Origin of the sequence: Streptomyces reniochalinae, assembly GCF_003323735.1 — a bacterium.
Lineage (GTDB): Bacteria > Actinomycetota > Actinomycetes > Streptomycetales > Streptomycetaceae > Streptomyces > Streptomyces reniochalinae.
In genome coordinates, this window is sequence record NZ_QOIM01000034.1 from 190,628 (window position 1) to 208,907 (window position 18,280).

Consider the following 18,280-nt stretch of genomic DNA (forward strand, 5'->3'; position numbering starts at 1 on the left):
GTAGGTCCCCTGTGACGGCGGTGGGGGCCTATGGGCTCACGGCGCCCGCCGCCGACGGGGTCAGCCCTGGTTCCAGCCCTTCTCCAGCCAGACCTGGTCGAGGTTGGCATCGCACTTGTTGCCCTCCTCGCACGAGATCTTGATGCTGTTCTGGCCCTTCTTGAGCTGGATGTTCGACCAGGTGTTCTGCCAGCCGTGCTCCCAGTCGCCCTTCTTGGCCCCGGAGAAGTTCTTCATCCGCAGCGGACGGCTCTCCGGCTCGCCGTTGACGGTGAGGGTGGCGTCGGCGTCCTTGCCCGGCACGCCGTAGCGGACGTGGAGGGTGTACTTGCCCGCCGTGGGCACGTCCTTCAGCTCCCAGGTCGCCGAGGCGCCCGGCTGGTTCATGCCCCCCACATAGGTGCCGCCGCGCCCCTTGGCTCCCTGGACGTCCTTGGCGGCGGTGGCGCTGCCGTCGAGCGTGAGACTGGCCGCGTCCTCCTTGGGCAGCGCCTTGGGCGAAGGCTTGTCGTTCTTCTCGCCGTCCGTACCGTCGTCGTTGCCCTGCTTCGGGTCGTCCTGCTGGGCGCTCCCCGAATCCTTGGCCTGCGGATCGTCCGTGTCGTCCTCGTTGAAGACGATCGCGGCGCCGATACCGATCACCACGGCGGCGACCACGGCTATCGCCCCCACCAGCAGACCCGTGCGATTGCGCCTGCCACGCCCCGGACCGCCGGGAGCACCCTGCTGGCGTGCCGCCGCCCGGCCGCCCGGCATCGTCTCGGGCGCCGCGTAGTGCGGGCTGGGCTGGTGCCCGGGCGGCGGAGGCTGCTGCGGGTAGCCGTACCCGGACTGCTGCTGGGGAGCGCCGGAGTGCTGGTAGGAAGCCGACTGCTGCTGCGGATAGCCGTAGGCCGAACGCTGCTGTTGCTGCGGATAGCCGTAGCCGTACTGCCGCTCACCGACCGCACGGACCTGGTTGAAGGAGCGGCGGGGGACGCCGGGCTGCTGGCCGGACGCGGCGGGCTGCTGCGCGCCGCCCTCCTGCCTGTACAGATAGGCGAACGGGTCCTCGTCTCCCCCTTCCGACGGGGCACCCGTGCCGTGGTTCTCGGCGGTCATCCCTTCACTCCCTACTGCGTCAGGTATCCGGGCGAGCCTACCTCTCTTGGGCGAACCGCTTGGCACGCTCATGGCCGAGCGGACCCGCGTGTGCTAGCCCGCCCTGCGCTGCCCCTTGGAGCGGGACCGCTTCTCCACGTACATCCGCTGGTCAGCGGATTGCAGGACCTCTTCGGTCGTCATCCCGCAGCCCGCCCAGCCGATGCCGAAACTGGCACCTACCCGTACCGAACGGCCGTCGACCTGCATCGGGGGGATGATCGCGTTGCGCAGCCTGACCGCGAGGTCCTGAGCCTCCGCGGGGCCCAGCCCGTCGGCCAGCACCACGAACTCGTCGCCGCCCAGCCGGGCGACCGTGTCGTCGTCCCGCACGGCGTCCGACAGGCGGCGGGCGACCTCGATGAGCACGGCGTCACCGCAGTGGTGCCCGTGGCGGTCGTTGATGGACTTGAAACCGTCCAGATCACAGAAGAGGACGGCGAGCCCCTTCTCGCCGGGCCCGTCGCCCTTCGGCGGCACCGTGTGCACATGGTGGGGGTCCGGCGGGGCGGCACCCCATCCGCTTCCGGGCCCGAATATCCCGTCCGGCGCGTCGGAGGAGCGCGGAGCGTGCGGACCCCCCGGTCCGCCGCCCAGGCCCTCCAGGTCCCAGAAGCCGTCGCCGCTCTCGTAACCGTGTTCGAAGGCCGGACCCGGTTCGTACCCGTGTCCGCCAAAGCCGTTCCCAGGCCCGTAACCGTTCCCGTACCCGTTCCCGTCCGGGCGGCTTCCCGTCGGTACGGCGGCTGGGCCGTGGCCGTGCCACCCCGCCGTCCGCTCCCCCAGCGAGCAGAGCCTGTTGCTGAGCCGGGCGCGCAACTCGGCGCCGTTGGGCAGCCCGGTCAGCGCGTCGTGGCTGGCGCGGTGCGCGAGCTGCAACTCGTGCCGCTTGCGCTCCTCGATGTCCTCGACGTGGGTGAGCAGGTAGCGGGGCCCGTCGGCGGCGTCGGCGACGACCGAGTTGCGCAGCGAGACCCACACGTACGAGCCGTCACGCCGCGCCATCCGCAGCTCCGCCCTGCCGCCCTCGGCGAAGGTGTTCAACAGCGTGCCGATGTCCTCGGGGTGGACGAGGTCGGAGAAGGAGTAGCGGCGCATCGCGGACGCCGGACGGCCCAGCAGCCGGCACAGCGCGTCGTTGATCCGCAGCAGCCGCCCGTGCTGGTCCCCGCCCATCTCCGCGACGGCCATGCCGCTCGGCGCGTACTCGAAGGCCTGCCGGAAACTCTCCTCGCTGGAGCGCAGCGCCTGCTGCTCACGCTCCAGCCGCACCAGGGCCCGCTGCATGTTCGAGCGCAGCCGGGCGTTGCTGATGGCGATGGCGGCCTGCGAGGCGTACATCTGGAGCGCCTCGCACCCCCAGGCTCCCGGGCGGCGGCCGTTGCGCGGCTTGTCGACGGACAGGACGCCGAGCAGCTCGCCGTCCGAGGCGCGCAGCGGGGCGAAGAGCCGGTCCATGGGGTGCCAGGCGTCAGGCGTCTGGCGCACCGGGGAGGGCGAGTGCCACTGCGGGACGTCGTCGTCGTCCAGCACCCAGCCCTCGGTGTACGGAACGAACCGGAGCGCTCCCCACTGCTCGCCCATCGCCAGCCGGCGCTCCCAGGAGGCGCGGGGGCCGACACGGCCCGCCATCATCGCCTCCGCCCCCGGACTGCCCGCGACAGCGGCGACGACCAGGTCGCCCTCGGCACGCACCAGGTTCACCGCGGCGATCTCGAAGCCGAGCCCCTCGACCACACCGTCGGCCACCGTCTGGAGCGTGTCGGCGAGACTGCGCGCTGTGCTGAGCCGCGCCACGACGTGATGCAGCTGACGCAGACTGGCAAGGCGGACATAGGGCTCCGACTCGGTTTCCATAGCCCTCCCCCTGAGCTGTGTACGTCAACTCCAGGTGCTCTTGGCGCCGCGTGCGGGCCTCGCTGACAGCGCTGTGCCCCCGCGCGCCCTTCGGTCCGTCTCTCCTCGCCCTTCGGCCACCCTTCCGCCGCTCCCCCGAAACCCCTCGGCCGGTCATCGGCCGGACTTCGGCTGAGCTGCGGCCGGGCCTCGGTCGGGCCCCGGTCGAGTCCACAGTCGCTCTGCGGTGCGCACAGGCGTTCCTCGGCTGTCACGGCCACTGAATCACAGCGAGCTGTTCACCCGGTACACAGGGTCAACAATTAATGCCCTCTGTGACTCAAGTCACAACAGTCAGCAATTGGTTGACTGCGCAACGTGCAACCGGCCACCTGCCCGCCGGCGCCGCGAACCCGTGCGCCCCGCGACGCCCCGGACCCACCCCCACCGCCTGCCCCGGGACAGCGGTCCTAGGCCCCGTCTGGTCCCCCAGCCCGATGCGTAATGCGAAAACCGCTGGTTAGCGTAGCGAGTGTGTCCCACGCAGTGCAGCAGCAAACGACCCACGTGCCCCCGCCCCACCCCATGCCCCATGCTGAGGGGGTGAGCGACGAGGAGTTCCGCGCGGCGATGGCGCGCCTGGCGGCCGGAGTGGTCCTGGTCACCGCGCACGACCCGGAAGAGGGACCACGCGGCGAGGACGTCGGCATGACGGCCACCGCCTTCCTGTCCGTCTCCCTCGACCCACCCCTGGTGCTGATCAGCCTCCGTGAAGAGTCCCGGATGGACGAACTGCTCTCCCGACAGGACCACTGGGCGGTCTGTCTGCTCACCGACGCCCAGACCAAGACCGCCGGTCGCTTCGCAATGAAGGCGCGGCTCAGCGACCGGCTCCTCTTCCAGGAGCTCCCCCACACCCGGGGCTCCGTCAGCGGCGCTCCCCTCGTCGACGGCGCACTCGCCGCGGTCGAGTGCCGCACCGAACAGCGCGTGACCGCGGGCGACCACACCCTCGTCATCGGCCGCGTCCTGGCCACCCGGCTCACCCACGGCGAGAGCGGCCCGCTGTTGTACTACGGCGGCCGCTACCGGTCCCTGGGCTGAGCCCCGGCCGCCGGAGGCGCCCTACTGCCAACCGCGCCCCGAGCGCCCGCGCTTGACCTCGCTGCGCTGCTTCTTCTGCCGCAGCCTGCGCTCGTTGATGCCGCGGGGGATCTTCTTCTGACGGCGCGGTGGCGGGGGCGGCGCCGTCGCCTCCGCGAGCAGAGAGGCCATCCGCACCGCGGCCGTCTCCCTGTTCCGCCACTGCGAACGGTGCTCGCTCGCCCGTACGACCAGCACGCCGCCGTCGACCAGGCGGCCGGACAGCCGCTCCAGCGCGCGGCGCTTCCACACCTCGGGAAGCGCCTGCGTACGCGCCAGGTCGAAGCGGAGCTCCACCTGGGTGTCGCTGGTGTTCACGTGCTGCCCGCCCGGCCCCGACGAGCGCGTGAAGCGCCACGTCAGCTCGGCCTCGGGCAGCGAGACCGTACCGCGTATGCAATAGGGACCGGACATGTCTCCATGGTCCGCCTTCCGCGCACACGCGTCATCCGCATTTCCCGTGGAAGGCAAAGAAGGCAAAGAAAGCTGGAACCCATGCCAGGCCCGGCTGCGTTGTGGAGGGTGAGATACGGGACGGCGGACCCGGTGAGGTACCGGTCCCGCACCGGTGATTCCCTCGGGGGTCACCACCGATCCATCACGACAGAAGGGCACCCCCATGGCTGTAAGCCTGTCCAAGGGCGGCAACGTCTCGCTCACCAAGGAGGCACCGGGCCTGAGCGCCGTCACGGTCGGCCTCGGCTGGGACGTGCGCACCACCACCGGTACGGACTTCGACCTCGACGCGAGCGCCATCGCGGTGAACCCGGAAGGCAAGGTCTACTCCGACCAGCACTTCGTCTTCTTCAACAACAAGGCCACCCCGGACCAGGCCATCGTCCACACCGGCGACAACGTCACCGGCGAGGGCGCCGGGGACGACGAGCAGATCAACGTCAACCTGGCCGGTCTCCCCGCCGAGGTCGACAAGATCGTCTTCCCGGTCTCGATCTACGACGCCGAGAGCCGCAGCCAGAACTTCGGCCAGGTGCGGAACGCCTTCATCCGCATCGTCAACCAGGCGGACGGCAACGAGATCGCCCGCTACGACCTCAGCGAGGACGCCGCCACGGAGACCGCCATGGTCTTCGGCGAGCTGTACCGCAGCGGCGCCGAGTGGAAGTTCCGCGCCGTCGGCCAGGGCTACGCCTCCGGCCTGGTGGGCATCGCCCAGGACTTCGGCGTCAACGTCTGACGACTGGCGGAGGTCAGATCACAACGCCGCGGGCCACGCGCCGATACGGCGGGCACCGGGTGGCGCTTCCCCTGCGGGAAGCGCCACCCACGCGCGTGTGGGCGGCCCCACCGAGGGTCTACCCACGCGGGTGCGGCGACCGCCCCACCGAGGTGCCCGCGACCGTGCCCGTGTCCCGTGCCGCGAGGTCGGAGAGGGCGTCGGGCTCCACGTCGGGGCGGCGAGGCGGCAGGGCGGCGGCGCAGCGGCGCCCGCGTGGGGGCGCTCCGCGCGGCGTGACACCATCGCGGCGTGCTCGACATCGGCTACGCCCTCTCCCACCGCTTTCCCGACCCGCCCCAGACGGACTACCGCAGCGCTGACGTCCGCGCGCTGCGGCACGACCTGTTCTGCGGTGACGTCTACCTCGCCGACACCGACACCGACCGCGAACTGTCCACAGCCTGGGGGTGGGTGCCGGTGCTCGACTTCGCCTGGGCGCTGTGCGACATCGCCGAGAAACTCGACCGCGCCCCTTCCCCGACGCCCGGGCGGCAGGCGGCCGCCCCCGGCAGCCGGTCCCCCGGCCCTTACCGCGCCGAGCTGGATTTCACCGAGTCCACCGACATGCTGCGCTTCACCAGGCGCTTCGGCTGGGTGGAGATCACCGCCGACTGGTCACCCGACGACGACCGCGAGCCACTGGCCTTCGGCCACACCGAGCTGCGCCGCGAGGCCCGCGACTTCCTGCACGACCTGGTCGCGGACCTCACCGACATGCATGACGGCCTGGCGGACAACCCGACGGTGTGGGACCTGACGTCGCGCTATCCCCGGACGCCGTGAGCGGTAAGGGGCCGTTGGCGACGGTGGGGGCCCGAAGGGGGCGGTGAGGGCCCGAAGGGATATGAGGGGCCGTGAGGGCTCGTAGGAGGTCTGAGGGCACCGGGGAACGCGGCGACAGGGGCACGAGGGACACAAGGGCACCGTGCGGGGCCGGCGGCGCCGGGCGGGCCGCGCCTGTCCTCTCAGTCCTCCACCCGCACCCCGAGCTGCGCGGCGAACGCCGGTGCCAGCTCCATCAGTTGGCCCGAACTGACGACCGCGCCCGCCAGGTTGCCCACGCCCGTGGCGATGTCCAGCTCCGTCGCTCCGCGCAGGTCCACGTTCTCGAACCGCACCTGGTGGAACTCGGCACGGCGCAGCACACAGTCGCGGAACGCGACCCGTTCGAGTGAGGCGCCCCCGAAGTCGGGCTCGGTGAGCACACATCCCTCGAACGTCACGTCCGTCAATTGGGCCTGGCGCAGGTTCAAGTAGTCGATCTTCCCGCCCCGCACCAGCACCCGGTTCAGCCGCGCCCCGTGCAGCTGGACACCGCCCAGCCTGGCGTCCCGCAACTCGACGTCGCGCAGCTCGCCACCCGCGAGGTCCGTACCGACCCCCCACACCCCTTCGAGCACCGAATCGATCACTCTGAGCCGCGTGAGGCGCGCCTCGTCCAGCGCACAGCGGTACATCCCCACGTCCAGCAGCGTCGCCCCGCCGCCGTCCGTCCCGCTCAGGTCGAGCCCCTCGAACCGCACTCCGTCGTAATCCCCGTCCGGCTCCAGCCCCGCCCCCTTGAAGGGCCGCAGCTCGGGCAGAGTGACCTGGGGAAGCCGCGCTTCCCGCACCGCTGATGTCGCCATCCCCCCATGCTGCCCCCGCCCACTGACAACGCCGCCGACGCGGGACCCGAGACGGGGCCGACTGACGCGGGGTCGGAGACGAGACGGCCCCGCGAGACGAGACGACCTCGCGACGGGAAACGGCCTCGCCACGGGAAACGGCTCCACGAGACGAGAGGGCCCGCGACATGGGACGGCGCCCCACGCGCGACGTGGGTTCGCGGGCACAGGACGGCAGTTGACATGAACCTCACTTCAACTCACACACTCACAGCACCAGCGGGCCGGCCTCGCCGCCGCGACGGGTAGCCGACCGCAGCCGCCCCCGAAGGAGCACCCACCATGCACGCCGTACGCCTGCACGCCTTCGGGCCGCCCGGGAACCTGACGTACGAGCAGGTTCCCGACCCGCTCCCCGTGCCGGGCCAGGTGCGCGTCTCCGTACAGGCTGCGGGCGTACACCTGCTCGACGCCACGCTGCGCGCCGGCCGCCGTCTCGGCCCCCTGCCCCTGCCCGGACTGCCCACCGTCCCCGGCCGCGAGGTCGCCGGAACCGTCACGTCACTGGGCGAGGGCACCGACGCGCGCTGGCTCGGGCGCCGCGTCACCGTCCACCTGGGCGCGGCACCGGGCGGCTACGCGGAGCTGGCCGTCGCCGACGCCGCCGCCCTCCAGGCGGTACCCGAAGCGCTCACCTGCGCACAGGCCGTCGCCATGATCGGCACCGGGCGCACCGTGATGGGCGTCCTGCGCGGTACCGACCTCGGCCCCGACGACACCGTCCTGGTCCTCAGCGCGGCCGGCGGCATGGGCGCGCTCTTGACCCAGTACGCCAAGCACCGCGGCGCCCGCGTCATCGGCGCGGCCGGCGGCCAGGACAAGACAGCGGCCGTCAGCCGCCTCGGCGCGGACCTCGCCGTCGACTACACACGCACCGACTGGAGCGAGCGCGTCCGTGTGGCGTACGGCGAACGCCCCGTACGCCACCTGTTCGACGGCCCCGGCGGAACACTCGCCCGCACCGCACTCGACCTCCTCGCCCCGGGCGGCACGCATCACGCGTACGGCGGCTCGTCCACGCTGCTGACCGACGCAGCCGCCCCGTCCAGGACGGACGCCCCGTCCACGGCGGACAGCCCGTCCGCGCGCACGCCGGGCCCCGGTGAGGCGGCAGCGCGGGGCCTCACCGTCCGCCCGCTCGACCCGGCGTTCATGCAGGCGCACAAGCGCGAACTGGAGGACGAGTCGCTGGCGCTCGCGGCCGACGGCGTCCTGACCCCGCTCGTGCACCCCTTCCCCCTCGCCGAGGCCGCCGCCGCCCACCGGGCACTGGAGACGCGGGCGACGACGGGCAGGGTGGTACTCGTCCCATAAATGCGCGCGGCCTCCCGCGAGGCGTGCCGCTGGCTTAGCGTTCCCCGTATGACCACCAGGACCGCGAAGCGGCGACGCCGGCTCGCCGGGGTGGCCGCCCTGTGCGCACTCGCCGTGGCCGCGGCCGTCGTACTGATCCGGCAGTACCAGCAGGAATGGGCCACGACGCCCCTCGTCGTATCCGCAGGGCATCGCGCCGCACAGGTGTACGAGGCAACCGACGAAGCGCTCTCCGTATCGCCAGGGACGACGAAGAAGGCCGCGGAGCGCGCAGCCCGTGCCGGAGAACTCAAGCTGCCCGCGGCGGCGAAGGGCAACCCTGAGGGCTACCTCTACCCCGGCACGTACACCGTGCGGTCCGAGACGACGCCCACCTCGCTGGTGGCCTCCATGACGAAGACCGCCCGCAAGCGGCACGCGGCGGCGCACGTCGACGACTACCGCACCCTCGTCGTCGCCAGCATCGCCCAGGCGGAGGCCGACAACTACGCGGACATGACCAAGGTCGTACGCGTGATCAAGAACCGTCTGGCACGCGACATGCCCCTCCAGATGGACTCCACCATCAACTACGCCCTCGACCGCTCCACCCTCAACACCTCACTCGCCGACACCCGCATCGACTCCCCCTACAACACCTACCGCCACAAAGGTCTCCCGCCATCCCCCATCGACAACCCCGGCCGCGAAGCCCTCAAGGCCGCCACCTCCCCCGCCGACGGCGACTGGCTCTACTTCGTCACCGTCAAACCGGGCGACACCCGCTTCACCGACGACTACGAACAGCACCTGAAGTGGGTGGAGGAGTTCAACACGGAACAGCGCAACGGCGCGTAGCCGGGACGGACGCCACCATGGCTGAATGAAGACGCCGTACCGAACGGGTTCTGTACGGACGGCCGAGGCGCCGTTACAGTAAGGGCTCTCACTCTCCCCCATGGAGAAGGAAAGGAGGAAAACCCGTGCCGATGATCCTGAGCAACTGGAGCACCAAGAGCCTCGTAAGGGCTGACGCGCTCCACAAGTGGCGAGAAGCTACCGGAATGGCCGGACCCTTCACCTTCTCCGCCCCAGGAATTCCTTTCCTGACCGTGTGAACCACGCAGTGCGCGCCCGGCCCGTGCACACGGGAGGCGAGCACGATGTTCCTTCAAACCCTTGAAGCCCTCGGCACTTTCTTCGGCGGCCTGGGCGCTCTCACCGCCGCCACCACCCAACTCCTGACCTTCTTGAAGAAGAAGGAGGACGAGCGGGGCAGCGCGGGCATCAGCAACGACGAGTCGAACGGCTGGATGACTCCCCTGGGAACCGTCACCCACTTCACCCACTTCGCCACGGCGACCTGACGGCGCACCCTTGACAAATACCGCTCCAAAACTGCGGTAATCCCCCGGCAGGGGCGGGGCGCATCGGCTCGCCGGGGTATCACGTCCCGAGGTGACGCCGAATTCCCGACCTCACTCCGTCAGGAAATACGGTTTCCCACCCAGCCCTGTCGCGTCCTCACGAACCGGGCACGCGCGTCCGGCGCCAACCGCTCGACCGCGTACCGCACGGTGATCCGCGGCAGCTCGGTCACATGACGATCGAGGAAATCCACCAGCGTTTGCTCGTCCCGGCGGCCGATCTCCCTCAGCATCCACCCCGACGCCTTGTGGATCAACGGCTCCGGGTCCCCGCGCAACCGGTGAACGAGCCGCAAGGTCGGCTCGAAGCGGCCGGCTCGGATCAACGCCAACGTGGCCACCACGGCGATCCTGCGGTCCCACAGCCACGCCGATCCCGCCAGCTCGTCCAACACCTCCAGCCGGTCCGCCGTCCGGTCCGCCGGACTGTCCGACGGGCCGTCCGCCGGAACCTCCGCCGACCCGGCCGCCGGCCCGTCCAGCAGCCACGGCCCCAGCACGACGTACGCGGAGCCATCCACCAGATCCCAGTTGTCCACCCGGTCGGTACGCGCCAGATAGAAATCGACCAGCGCCTTCCGCTCGGCACCGCGCGCAGTACGCACCTGCTCGGCCAGAACCAGCAGACCGGCGAACCGCTCCTCATGAACGCGGCTGCGCAGGAGGACATCCACGTCCTCCCTCGCCAACCCCCGGTACCGCCGGGCCAGCTCGCGCATCACCGGAACACGCACACCGAGCAGCTCGTCATCGTCCGGCGGCCGCAGCACCCGCACCAACTGCCCCCGCATGCCCGGCTCCGCCAACCCCCTCAACTCGGACCGCAGCTTCTCCAGGGCACCAATCGTCATGCGGACGGACGCTACCGCCTGTGGCTGTGCCCGTGGCTGTGGCGCAGCAGCAGAACCCCGGGCCGCCGCCGCGGCCCGGCCCGGCGCATCCCCAGGTACCGCCGAGGTACTCCCACCCGCCCGCGGCCGCACTGAACGCCCGATACGCCGACGCCTGACGCGTTAGGCTCGCACCCCAGTCGAGACGCGGAGGATGGAGAAGGACATGATCGTGCTCGTCCTGGTCGCGTGCCTGGCTCTCGTCGGTGCGCTGGCCTACGCGGCCCACCGCCGTGGCATCGGCGGCTCCCGCGGCAACCTCACCCCGGAAGAACGGCAACGCGGCCTCACCGCCGAGGCCAAGGCCCAGACCATCCACCAACAGACCCACTCCCGGCGTCTCTGAACGCGGCTGTGCACGGGCCCACCGCTGATGGGCTCACCGGAAAAGGTCTGAGCGGACAGCACCGCCAGGTCCTCTGACCTGCACGAACAATCTGGAGCCGCCTGTCGGATTCGAACCGACGACCTTCTGTTTACAAGCTGTGGAGAGGCCGGACATCTGTGGTTGGAGCGGTCACGCAAGTGCCGTCTCCAGGGGTCTGCGGCTACGAACGGCCCGCCAGGTTGCTGTACTTCACTGCTGTACAGCACTCGTTGACGGGCTACGGATGCGGTTCGGTCACGTGGTGACTGGCAGTGCCCCGGCCCTGCTGCCGGGCCTAGGCGCGCCCGTGCCCGGCAGAGCGTTCAAGACGGACTCGGATGTCGTTGGTGGGGCCGAGCCTGGTGGCCGCTCGAAGGCTCACTAGAGTCAGGAGCCTTGGCGAGTCAGGGGATCATCGTGACCTTAGCTGTAGGCATCTTCGATCTGTTCACCTATGGGATACCTGGAGCACTGCATCTGTCCTTGATCATATACGTGCTGGCACGGTTGAACATCATCGATCTCGCAAGTCTGGCCTCGGCACCGTCAGTGCTACAGGTGATCGGCGCCGCTGTTGCCAGTTACCTGCTGGGGCATCTGGCCTATCCCCTGAGCGCCCTCTTGGACAAGATGGCACCGCGTTGGAACTGGGGTGTCGTTCACGCTCGTCGTGAATTTGTTGCCAGAGTGCCCGAGGCCCGGGACCGAGCCTTCGTGCACGCTGATACGTCTGTGCTGTTGGCTGCGGTCGAACTCCATGACAAGGAAGCAGCGGGAGAGATCACTCGGCTGCAAGGCGTCGCGTTGATGCTGCGGAACTCGGCCCTCGCCCTGGTGTTCGCGCTCGTCGTCGCGATGATCGAACTCGTCGTCGGACCCGCTCGTGTGCTGGCAGGAATCTGTGCGGCACTGCTACTCGTAAGCCTGACTGCCGCAATCAGACATGGACGACGTGTGCGGCACTGGGACCGCCTGAAGACGTTGGAAATCTGCTTCTGGATCCCAGGCATCGACAACAGTCTCGACGCCAGCCATCGGTGATCAGGGGCGCGTACCCGCGCCCCTGATGCGTAGGACTCCCACGACTGTTTGCTCGGTCACCAGGCGGCTCTGGACTGGTTCCGAACACGGATGCAACGAGTGCCGCTGATGCCTCAACCACAGAAAGTCAGCCACGACGGCGGGACAGGTGTCCGAGCACCTGTACGTGGCCCCGGCAACCACTCACCGACCTCAGCCACGCTTTCATGTGTCGATCTTTGACCCGCAGACGCCTCCGCGAAGCCCTGACCGACCACTTCGCGATGGCGGGACCGGCCCGCAGACCGCGACGCGACCAGGCGCCGCGCCACGGGCCTTGGTCGGCCTCGTGCAGATGGGCGTGCTCGTGCAGGGGCGTCCGGCGATGACCGCGCCGTATCGGATGAAGCGGTCCGGACTTCTGCGCCGGGCAGGCGAACTGCTGTTCCGGGTTGCGCGCTGAGCGGCCCGCGGCCGGCGCGGAGCGGGGCGGAGACAGGAGCGGGCGGCGGCCACGGGGCGCCAGCGCGCGCGGCCCGCGTCAGCGGGCCGCCTTGAAGTCGTAGAGAAAGTTGTCACGCACGCGCTTCGGGTGCTGGCGCGTACGGTATCGGGCTGACTGTCCAAGTGGCCTGGGTGCTGCGCTGCTTGAGTGTGAGGGTGTGCGGTCTGCCCTGTTCGAGGTCGTGGGCTGCTGCTGGTTGGCCGTGGTCGAGCCATGTGCGGGCTCGTCTGTAGGGCGCTTCGTCCAGGGTGGTTGCGATCATCATGAGGCTGATGCGCATCCATCGCAGGGCTTCGCGTGGGCTGTAGGCGTCGTAGATGCCGATGCGACGTTCGTTGACGTAGCACTCGCAGTAGTAGACGCATTGAGTCGTCTGCGGTCGCTCGCTCATGCCATCGACCTCGGGGCGGGTCGTGCGACGCGGACCCCTCGCGCTGAGGGCCTGGCCGGCGCCTGGTGCTGGTCGTTGATCTCGACGGTGACCGTCCGGCCGTAGTCGTCGCCGCTGACGCGTACGCGGTTGGCCAGTGCTGCGATCAGGCCCAGGCCGCGGCCGTGGGTCTCGTCCTCGTTCGGTGTCGCGACGTGGGGCTTGGTCTCTCCTCCGCCGGTGTCGGTGACCGCCAGGACGACGGTGCCGGGGGTTCGGTGCAGGGAGACGTGGAAGCTCCCGTTGGGGCTGCCGCTCGCTGAGTGGATGAGTGCGTTGGAGCCCAGTTCGCTGACGATCAGTGCGGCGTCGTCCGCGTGGGGGCTGTCGTGCAGGACATCGCGGGTCCAGCGGCGGACTCGGCCTACCTCTTCGGGGAGTCCTGGGCAGATGAGTTCCCAGATCCGCTCCGTACTCATATACTCGTGCATACAAGTTCCTTCGTGCTGGTGGCCGCTATGGGTAGTGGGTGTGTGCTAGACGAGTCGTATGCCGTCGTGGGCCCGGATGGCCGGCGGGGATGCCCCGTCGAGCGCGTCCAGGACGCGGACCGCGTATGCCTCGTCGGCGAGCTGGGTGACCTCTTCGCGGGTGGCCCAGCGAAGTGCGTAGGTCTCGTCCCCGGTGGTCGGGGAGCCGTCGACCGCTTCGCAGCGGAAGACCATGGAGACGATCAGGCCGGTCATGTTCTTGTAGATGCCCGTGAGGGTCGCCGGGAGGGCGATCTTCATGCCGGTCTCTTCGAGGACCTCGCGTTGAAGCGCGTCGGGGATGGTCTCCCCGGGTTCGAGGACGCCGCCGGGTGGCTCCCACTGGCCGTTGTCGCGGCGCTGGATCAGCAGCGCTCGGTCTGCGTCGTCAACGATGACCCCTGCGACGCTCACGGAGTGGGGGCGCTCTACCGTGCTCACGTTCCTCGGTCCCCTCAGATGGCTAGGCTTCTCCACCGTAGCAACAGAACTCAGTAGCTCGTCTAGATATCCAAAGGAGTACCCGTTATGGCTGCACTGTCGTCCGGCGTTCTCGGGGCGCTCGACCCGACCAGTGATCGCGCTGTCTTCCGGCAGATCGCCGACCAGGTCCGGGAAGCCATCGACAAGGGGCGCTTCAAGGAAGGCGCCAAGCTGCCGTCCGAAGCGGAGCTCGTCGAGCACTTCGGGGTGTCCCGGATGACCGTGCGGAACGCGCTCTCGATCCTTCAGAGTGAGGGGCTGGTCTCCTCGGAGCACGGTAAAGGCGTCTTCGTGCGACCACGGCCCCCGGTCCGGCGTCTTGCCTCGGACCGGTTCGCACGTCGGCATCGCGATCAGGGGAAGTCGGCCTTCACCGTCGAAGCGGAAGCCGCGGGGAGCAAGCCCGAGGTCGACAGCCTGGAGGTGCGGGAGGAGAAGCCGGCACCGGACATCTCCGCGCGTCTGGGATCGCCCCGCAAAGTCCTCGCCCGGCGGCGCCGCTACCTCCTTGACGGACGGCCCGTCGAGTTCGCCGTCTCCTACCTGCCCCTGGACCTCGCGCGCGGGACGCAGATCGCCGAACCCAACCCCGGGCCCGGCGGCATCTACGCCCGACTGGAAGAGCTGGGGCACCGCCTGGACCACTTCGACGAAGAAGTCCGCGCCCGGATGCCCTCCCCGGCCGAGGTCAAGATGCTCCGCCTCTCCTCCGGCGTCCCCGTGATCAGCCTGATCCGCACCGCCTACGACACCGAGGGGCGCGCGGTCGAGGTCTGCGACACCGTCATGGCCGCCGACGCCTACGTCCTCGCCTACCAACTCCCCGCCAACTAGGGCATGTCGGGCCCGTGATGACGGCGCTGGGTCGTTTCTCGCGGACTCGTACACACCGAGAGGCATACTCGTATAGACGAGTGGGCAAGACATGTGGCAGAGTATCCGCATCCCAACAAGCACGTCCGGGGCGAACCATCCGTGGACTTGTCTAGACGACTAGCTCTCGTCGCTCCGGTGTACGGACAAGGAGAAACGACCTTGCGCACCATTCGAGTTGAGACCTCTTCCGCCACCATCCTTCTGACCGAGGCGCCCGCGCCGAAGGTGCGGGACCGGCAGACCGGCGAAGTCGCGAAGGACGCGGTGAGCGGCGAGACGCTGATGAAGGTCGGCGTCGTCTACATCGATGAGGGCGAGTCCTCGCTCATCCACGTGACCGTTCCCGAGAGCGGTGTGACGGACGGGCTCGCCCTCGGTTCCCCGGTCTCCCTGCCGGGTTTGGTGGCTCGGCCGTGGGACTCGGTGTTCAACGGGCAGCAGCGCCACGGCATCGCCTACCGCGCTGCCGCCGTCGCCCCGGGTGCCGTTCCGGCGGGTATGGGGGCCTGACCGTGTCCGAGCTGATGACGCTGGTGGAGGTAGGCGGCCCCGTGGCCGGGCTCGGTGCCGGTGCCGCCTACCTCCGGGCCCGGCACCCTGCCGCGTACTGGTCGGCCGTGGGCATGCCTGCCTCGGCTGCACGCCTGGTGGGTTCGTACGGGTCGGTCATGGACTCGTGCGGGCTGACCGTGCCGCCCTCTCGCCTTCGTGCGCTGGCTGTGCGGGCTGCGACTCGTCGTGAGGTGCGGCCGGTTCCTCCTCGTCGGGGCCTGCTGCGGCCGACCCCGACCGGCCTGCGCATCCGGTTGCGGCTTGCTCCGGGGCAGGAGCCCGCCGACGTTGCTGCCTCTGCTGAGCGGCTGCGGCATGCCTGGGGCGTGCATGGCGTCTATGTCGAGCCGGTCAAACCCGGTGTGGTCGAACTGCGCCTGGTCGGCTTCGACGTCCTGCAACGGGTACGGATGCCGCGCAAGGCGGGTGGCGGGTTCCTGCGGGTGCCGGTGGCACTGCGGGAGGACGCAACCGCCTTCGTCCGCGACTACCGCGCCATCCCGCATGAACTGGTGCTCGGCGCCACGCTGTCGGGCAAGTCCATGTACCTGCGGCACCTGATCACCGGACTCGCCGCACAGCCGGTCGCGCTGGCCGGCATCGACTGCAAGCGCGGTGTCGAGTTGGCGCCGTTCGCGCCCCGGCTCTCCGCCCTGGCGACCGACGCGGGGCAGGCCGCCGAGCTGCTGCCCACGCTCGTACAGGAGATGGAGGACCGCTACGACCTGATCCGTGCCCGGCAGGGGATCGCCCCGTCCACCCCGGATGAGGAGATCACCTCGGACGTGTGGGGCCTGCCCGAGAGCGAGCGGACGGTGCCGATCGTGCTGTTCGTGGACGAGGTCGCGGAACTGTTCCTCGTCGCTTCGCGGAAGGATGAGGAGCGGCGGGATGAGATGGTCACCCAGCTCATCCGGCTCGCCCAGCTCGGCCGTGCTGCGGGGATCTATCTGGAGGTGTGCGGACAGCGGTTCGGGGCCGAGCTGGGCAAGGGCGCCACCATGCTCCGCGCCCAGCTCTCCGGCCGCGTCTGCCACCGCGTCAACGACGAACCCTCCGCAAAGATGGCGCTCGGCGACATCGCCCCCGAAGCGGTCGGCGCCGCCTGCACCATCGCTCCCGAACGCCCCGGCCTGGCCGTGGTCGGTGACACCTCCGGCGGGTGGTCTCGCATCCGGACCCCGTATCTGTCCCTGGCCGACGCTGCTGCCGCGTGTGAACGGACCGCCCACCTAGTGCCGGACCTGCCCGCACTCAAGCCCTTCCGGCCCGCTACCGCCTGACGTTCCGCTCTCCGATCCGGCCGGCGCGTCCATCTCGCGCCAACTCCCTACCCCTCCCATGCCGAAAACGAAAGGAGGTGCCATCCATGCGCGCCCACCTCGCCCGCGTAGACGCCGTGCTCGTCCAGGCCGTCATCGCTGCCGCGCTGTCCTTCGCCCACCTGCACCACCTGGCCTCGGCCGCCGGACAAGACGGCTGGAAAGCCTGGGCCTACCCCGTGTCCGTCGACCTGCTGCTGGTCGCCGCCTGGCGTCGGCTGCGCTCCGGACAGGACCGGGCTGCGGGCTGGTGCTGGTTCCTCGTCGCCCTCACCGCCTCCCTCGGCGCCAACATCGCCACCGCCGGACTCCTCGACCTGGACGACGTTCCCGACTGGCTGCGCATCCTCGTCGCCGGGTGGCCCGCGCTGGCCTTCCTCGGCGGAACCCTCCTCGCCCACACCACACACGAACCCCCAGCCGAGCCGGCCTCCGAGCAGCCGACCACCGCTGAGCCCGTTTCCGATTCATCCGTACCGGCCGAGCCGGAGCTCCCGGCGCCGTCCACCACTTCTGTTCCGGCCGCCTTGGTCGAGCACGCCCGCAAGATCGCCACCGCTCACGAGGAACGCACCGGCACCCCCATCGACACCCCGACCCTCCGCGCCCGCCTCGGCGTCCCCGCACCACTCGCCGAGCAGATCGCAGCCCACCTCACCTGACCGAACCGGAGGACCTGCCATGCCCGGACACGTGCCCGACAGCTTCGACTACCTCGACGCGGCCCACGAGATGGCCCACACCGGCCGCCCCACCCTGGCCCGCCTGCTCGCAGAAGAAGCCGCCACCCGCACCGAGGACCCCGAGGAAGCCGCCCGCATCCTGCGCCGCTTCCCCAGCCCCGCATCCCTGCGACTGAAGGACTGCTGATGCCGCTCAACCGCCGCTTCCGCTCCGTGATCCGCATCGGCCCCGTACAGGTCGGTACCGCCCCTGACGGCCGTGGACGTGAGAAGCACACCGCTGCCTGTACTGCCCCGCGCTGCGGCTTCTGCGCCGACTACGACTCCCGCGCCGCCGCCGAGCTTGCCGCTCGCACCCATCGCTGCCCCGTCCGCTGAAAGGAGCGCTTCCCGTGTCCGTGAATCTGCCCCTGGTCGTGGTCCTGGGCCTGCTGGTGTGGGGCGCTGTGAAGTTCCTCGGCGTCCGGGTCTGGCTCGTCGTGGTGATCGCGCTGTTCGGCTTCTACCTCGCCGACACCTTCCTCGCCCCCGCCATCGACAACGGCACCCGCACCGGAGTCAAAACCGTCAACGGCACCCACGACTGACAGGAGGAAAGCCGATGTTCCTGCGCCCCCAGCTCCCCGAGACGCCCGCCCCGAACCTGCCGACGACTGGCCAGCAGGTGCACGTCCCTGCCTGCGGCTGCCAGCACTCCGCACCCGTCGCCATGCCTCCGCAGCGCTCGCTGCCGACGGTCGGCTCGGGGGCCGTCGCGGCCGTGGTGGTCGGCGGTGTGGTCGTCGTCGCGTTGCTGGCTGCGGTCGTCGTGACGGCCGTCTCGGTCGCCGTGGCTGCGCTGGTCCTGCGCTCGCTCCTCGGCTCCCGCAGCGGCATCCACCACCGCTGAGTGGCCACCGGGGCGGCTCGATACCGCCAAGCATCCACCGCCCCGGCAGC

The 18,280-nt window shown here is 70.1% G+C and carries 24 protein-coding genes; 16 read left to right on the forward strand and 8 right to left on the reverse strand.

Annotated features, from left to right (window positions below):
* Positions 1-60: 60 nt before the first annotated feature.
* Together DQ392_RS15445 and cdgB are read right to left on the reverse strand one after the other, a co-directional pair.
* A complete protein-coding gene (locus DQ392_RS15445; RefSeq protein WP_114016173.1) occupies positions 61-1,101 on the reverse strand; it encodes a carbohydrate-binding protein in 1,041 nt (346 codons plus the stop codon).
* Between the two features lie 93 nt (positions 1,102-1,194).
* Positions 1,195-2,997: a diguanylate cyclase CdgB gene (cdgB, locus tag DQ392_RS15450; protein WP_114016174.1), complete on the reverse strand. Its 1,803-nt coding sequence runs from the start codon at positions 2,995-2,997 to the stop codon at positions 1,195-1,197.
* Between the two features lie 609 nt (positions 2,998-3,606).
* On the opposite strand from cdgB, the gene DQ392_RS15455 reads away from it, so the two are divergent.
* The gene (locus tag DQ392_RS15455) at positions 3,607-4,080 is read left to right on the forward strand and encodes a flavin reductase (protein ID WP_181856448.1); all 474 of its coding nucleotides are present in this window, start codon (positions 3,607-3,609) and stop codon (positions 4,078-4,080) included.
* Between the two features lie 21 nt (positions 4,081-4,101).
* On the opposite strand, the gene arfB is transcribed toward DQ392_RS15455, so the two are convergent.
* Positions 4,102-4,533, reverse strand: coding sequence for an alternative ribosome rescue aminoacyl-tRNA hydrolase ArfB (gene arfB, locus DQ392_RS15460; protein WP_114016176.1), 432 nt, complete (start codon positions 4,531-4,533; stop codon positions 4,102-4,104).
* A 205-nt stretch (positions 4,534-4,738) separates the two neighbouring features.
* Here arfB and DQ392_RS15465 point away from each other — a divergent pair, with 205 nt between their 5' ends.
* Both DQ392_RS15465 and DQ392_RS15470 read left to right on the forward strand, forming a co-directional pair.
* Positions 4,739-5,314 (forward strand): TerD family protein, encoded by a 576-nt coding sequence (locus DQ392_RS15465; protein WP_114016177.1) that lies wholly within the window; start codon positions 4,739-4,741, stop codon positions 5,312-5,314.
* Between the two features lie 291 nt (positions 5,315-5,605).
* Entirely contained in the window at positions 5,606-6,139 is a 534-nt protein-coding gene (locus tag DQ392_RS15470; RefSeq protein ID WP_114016178.1) for a hypothetical protein, read from the forward strand.
* Positions 6,140-6,321: 182 nt separating this feature from the next.
* Here DQ392_RS15470 and DQ392_RS15475 read toward each other — a convergent pair whose 3' ends face one another.
* The gene (locus DQ392_RS15475) at positions 6,322-6,984 is read right to left on the reverse strand and encodes a pentapeptide repeat-containing protein (RefSeq protein WP_114016179.1); all 663 of its coding nucleotides are present in this window, start codon (positions 6,982-6,984) and stop codon (positions 6,322-6,324) included.
* A 321-nt stretch (positions 6,985-7,305) separates the two neighbouring features.
* On the opposite strand from DQ392_RS15475, the gene DQ392_RS15480 reads away from it, so the two are divergent.
* The 3 genes from DQ392_RS15480 (at position 7,306) to DQ392_RS15490 (ending at position 9,683) form a co-directional block, all read left to right on the forward strand.
* Positions 7,306-8,337, forward strand: coding sequence for a zinc-binding dehydrogenase (locus DQ392_RS15480; RefSeq protein WP_114016180.1), 1,032 nt, complete (start codon positions 7,306-7,308; stop codon positions 8,335-8,337).
* A gap of 48 nt (positions 8,338-8,385) precedes the next feature.
* Positions 8,386-9,174, forward strand: coding sequence for an endolytic transglycosylase MltG (mltG, locus tag DQ392_RS15485; RefSeq protein WP_245981503.1), 789 nt, complete (start codon positions 8,386-8,388; stop codon positions 9,172-9,174).
* A 305-nt stretch (positions 9,175-9,479) separates the two neighbouring features.
* On the forward strand, positions 9,480-9,683 hold the full coding sequence (locus DQ392_RS15490; protein ID WP_114016182.1) for a hypothetical protein: 204 nt from the start codon (positions 9,480-9,482) through the stop codon (positions 9,681-9,683).
* Between the two features lie 119 nt (positions 9,684-9,802).
* Here the strand turns inward: DQ392_RS15490 and DQ392_RS15495 are convergent, their stop codons facing one another.
* Positions 9,803-10,534 carry a DNA alkylation repair protein gene (locus DQ392_RS15495; RefSeq protein ID WP_245981506.1) on the reverse strand — a complete coding sequence of 244 codons (732 nt, stop codon included), beginning with the start codon at positions 10,532-10,534 and terminating at the stop codon, positions 9,803-9,805.
* 265 nt (positions 10,535-10,799) lie between these two features.
* Here DQ392_RS15495 and DQ392_RS15500 point away from each other — a divergent pair, with 265 nt between their 5' ends.
* Together DQ392_RS15500 and DQ392_RS15505 are read left to right on the forward strand one after the other, a co-directional pair.
* Positions 10,800-10,979 carry a hypothetical protein gene (locus DQ392_RS15500; RefSeq protein ID WP_147266530.1) on the forward strand — a complete coding sequence of 60 codons (180 nt, stop codon included), beginning with the start codon at positions 10,800-10,802 and terminating at the stop codon, positions 10,977-10,979.
* 438 nt (positions 10,980-11,417) lie between these two features.
* A complete protein-coding gene (locus DQ392_RS15505) occupies positions 11,418-12,041 on the forward strand; it encodes a hypothetical protein (RefSeq protein ID WP_114016313.1) in 624 nt (207 codons plus the stop codon).
* 554 nt (positions 12,042-12,595) lie between these two features.
* Here DQ392_RS15505 and DQ392_RS15510 read toward each other — a convergent pair.
* The 3 genes from DQ392_RS15510 to DQ392_RS15520 are packed head-to-tail and all read right to left on the reverse strand — an operon-like array spanning position 12,596 to position 13,839.
* The gene (locus tag DQ392_RS15510) at positions 12,596-12,916 is read right to left on the reverse strand and encodes a hypothetical protein (protein ID WP_114016185.1); all 321 of its coding nucleotides are present in this window, start codon (positions 12,914-12,916) and stop codon (positions 12,596-12,598) included.
* The gene (locus DQ392_RS15515) at positions 12,913-13,374 is read right to left on the reverse strand and encodes an ATP-binding protein (RefSeq protein WP_425470539.1); all 462 of its coding nucleotides are present in this window, start codon (positions 13,372-13,374) and stop codon (positions 12,913-12,915) included. Before DQ392_RS15515 ends, DQ392_RS15510 begins: the two co-directional genes overlap by 4 nt.
* 57 nt (positions 13,375-13,431) lie before the next feature.
* A complete protein-coding gene (locus tag DQ392_RS15520; protein WP_114016187.1) occupies positions 13,432-13,839 on the reverse strand; it encodes an NUDIX hydrolase in 408 nt (135 codons plus the stop codon).
* Positions 13,840-13,953: 114 nt separating this feature from the next.
* Between DQ392_RS15520 and DQ392_RS15525 the strand changes: the two genes are divergently transcribed.
* From DQ392_RS15525 to DQ392_RS15560, 8 genes are all read left to right on the forward strand, one after another.
* Positions 13,954-14,742, forward strand: a complete 789-nt coding sequence (locus DQ392_RS15525) for a GntR family transcriptional regulator (protein ID WP_027759825.1) — start codon at positions 13,954-13,956, stop codon at positions 14,740-14,742.
* A 201-nt stretch (positions 14,743-14,943) separates the two neighbouring features.
* Entirely contained in the window at positions 14,944-15,294 is a 351-nt protein-coding gene (locus DQ392_RS15530; protein WP_114016188.1) for an SCO3933 family regulatory protein, read from the forward strand.
* Positions 15,295-15,296: 2 nt separating this feature from the next.
* Positions 15,297-16,619, forward strand: a complete 1,323-nt coding sequence (locus DQ392_RS15535; protein ID WP_114016189.1) for an FtsK/SpoIIIE domain-containing protein — start codon at positions 15,297-15,299, stop codon at positions 16,617-16,619.
* Positions 16,620-16,705: 86 nt separating this feature from the next.
* Positions 16,706-17,320 carry a DUF2637 domain-containing protein gene (locus DQ392_RS15540; protein ID WP_114016190.1) on the forward strand — a complete coding sequence of 205 codons (615 nt, stop codon included), beginning with the start codon at positions 16,706-16,708 and terminating at the stop codon, positions 17,318-17,320.
* Positions 17,321-17,339: 19 nt separating this feature from the next.
* Entirely contained in the window at positions 17,340-17,528 is a 189-nt protein-coding gene (locus DQ392_RS15545; RefSeq protein WP_114016191.1) for a hypothetical protein, read from the forward strand.
* Complete coding sequence (locus tag DQ392_RS15550; RefSeq protein ID WP_114016192.1) at positions 17,528-17,719, forward strand: mobile element transfer protein; 192 nt, start codon at positions 17,528-17,530, stop codon at positions 17,717-17,719. Before DQ392_RS15545 ends, DQ392_RS15550 begins: the two co-directional genes overlap by 1 nt.
* Before the next feature lie 14 nt (positions 17,720-17,733).
* Complete coding sequence (locus DQ392_RS15555; RefSeq protein WP_114016193.1) at positions 17,734-17,928, forward strand: hypothetical protein; 195 nt, start codon at positions 17,734-17,736, stop codon at positions 17,926-17,928.
* A 14-nt stretch (positions 17,929-17,942) separates the two neighbouring features.
* Positions 17,943-18,230, forward strand: a complete 288-nt coding sequence (locus DQ392_RS15560) for a SpdD protein (protein ID WP_114016194.1) — start codon at positions 17,943-17,945, stop codon at positions 18,228-18,230.
* The last annotated feature ends 50 nt before the right edge of the window (positions 18,231-18,280 follow it).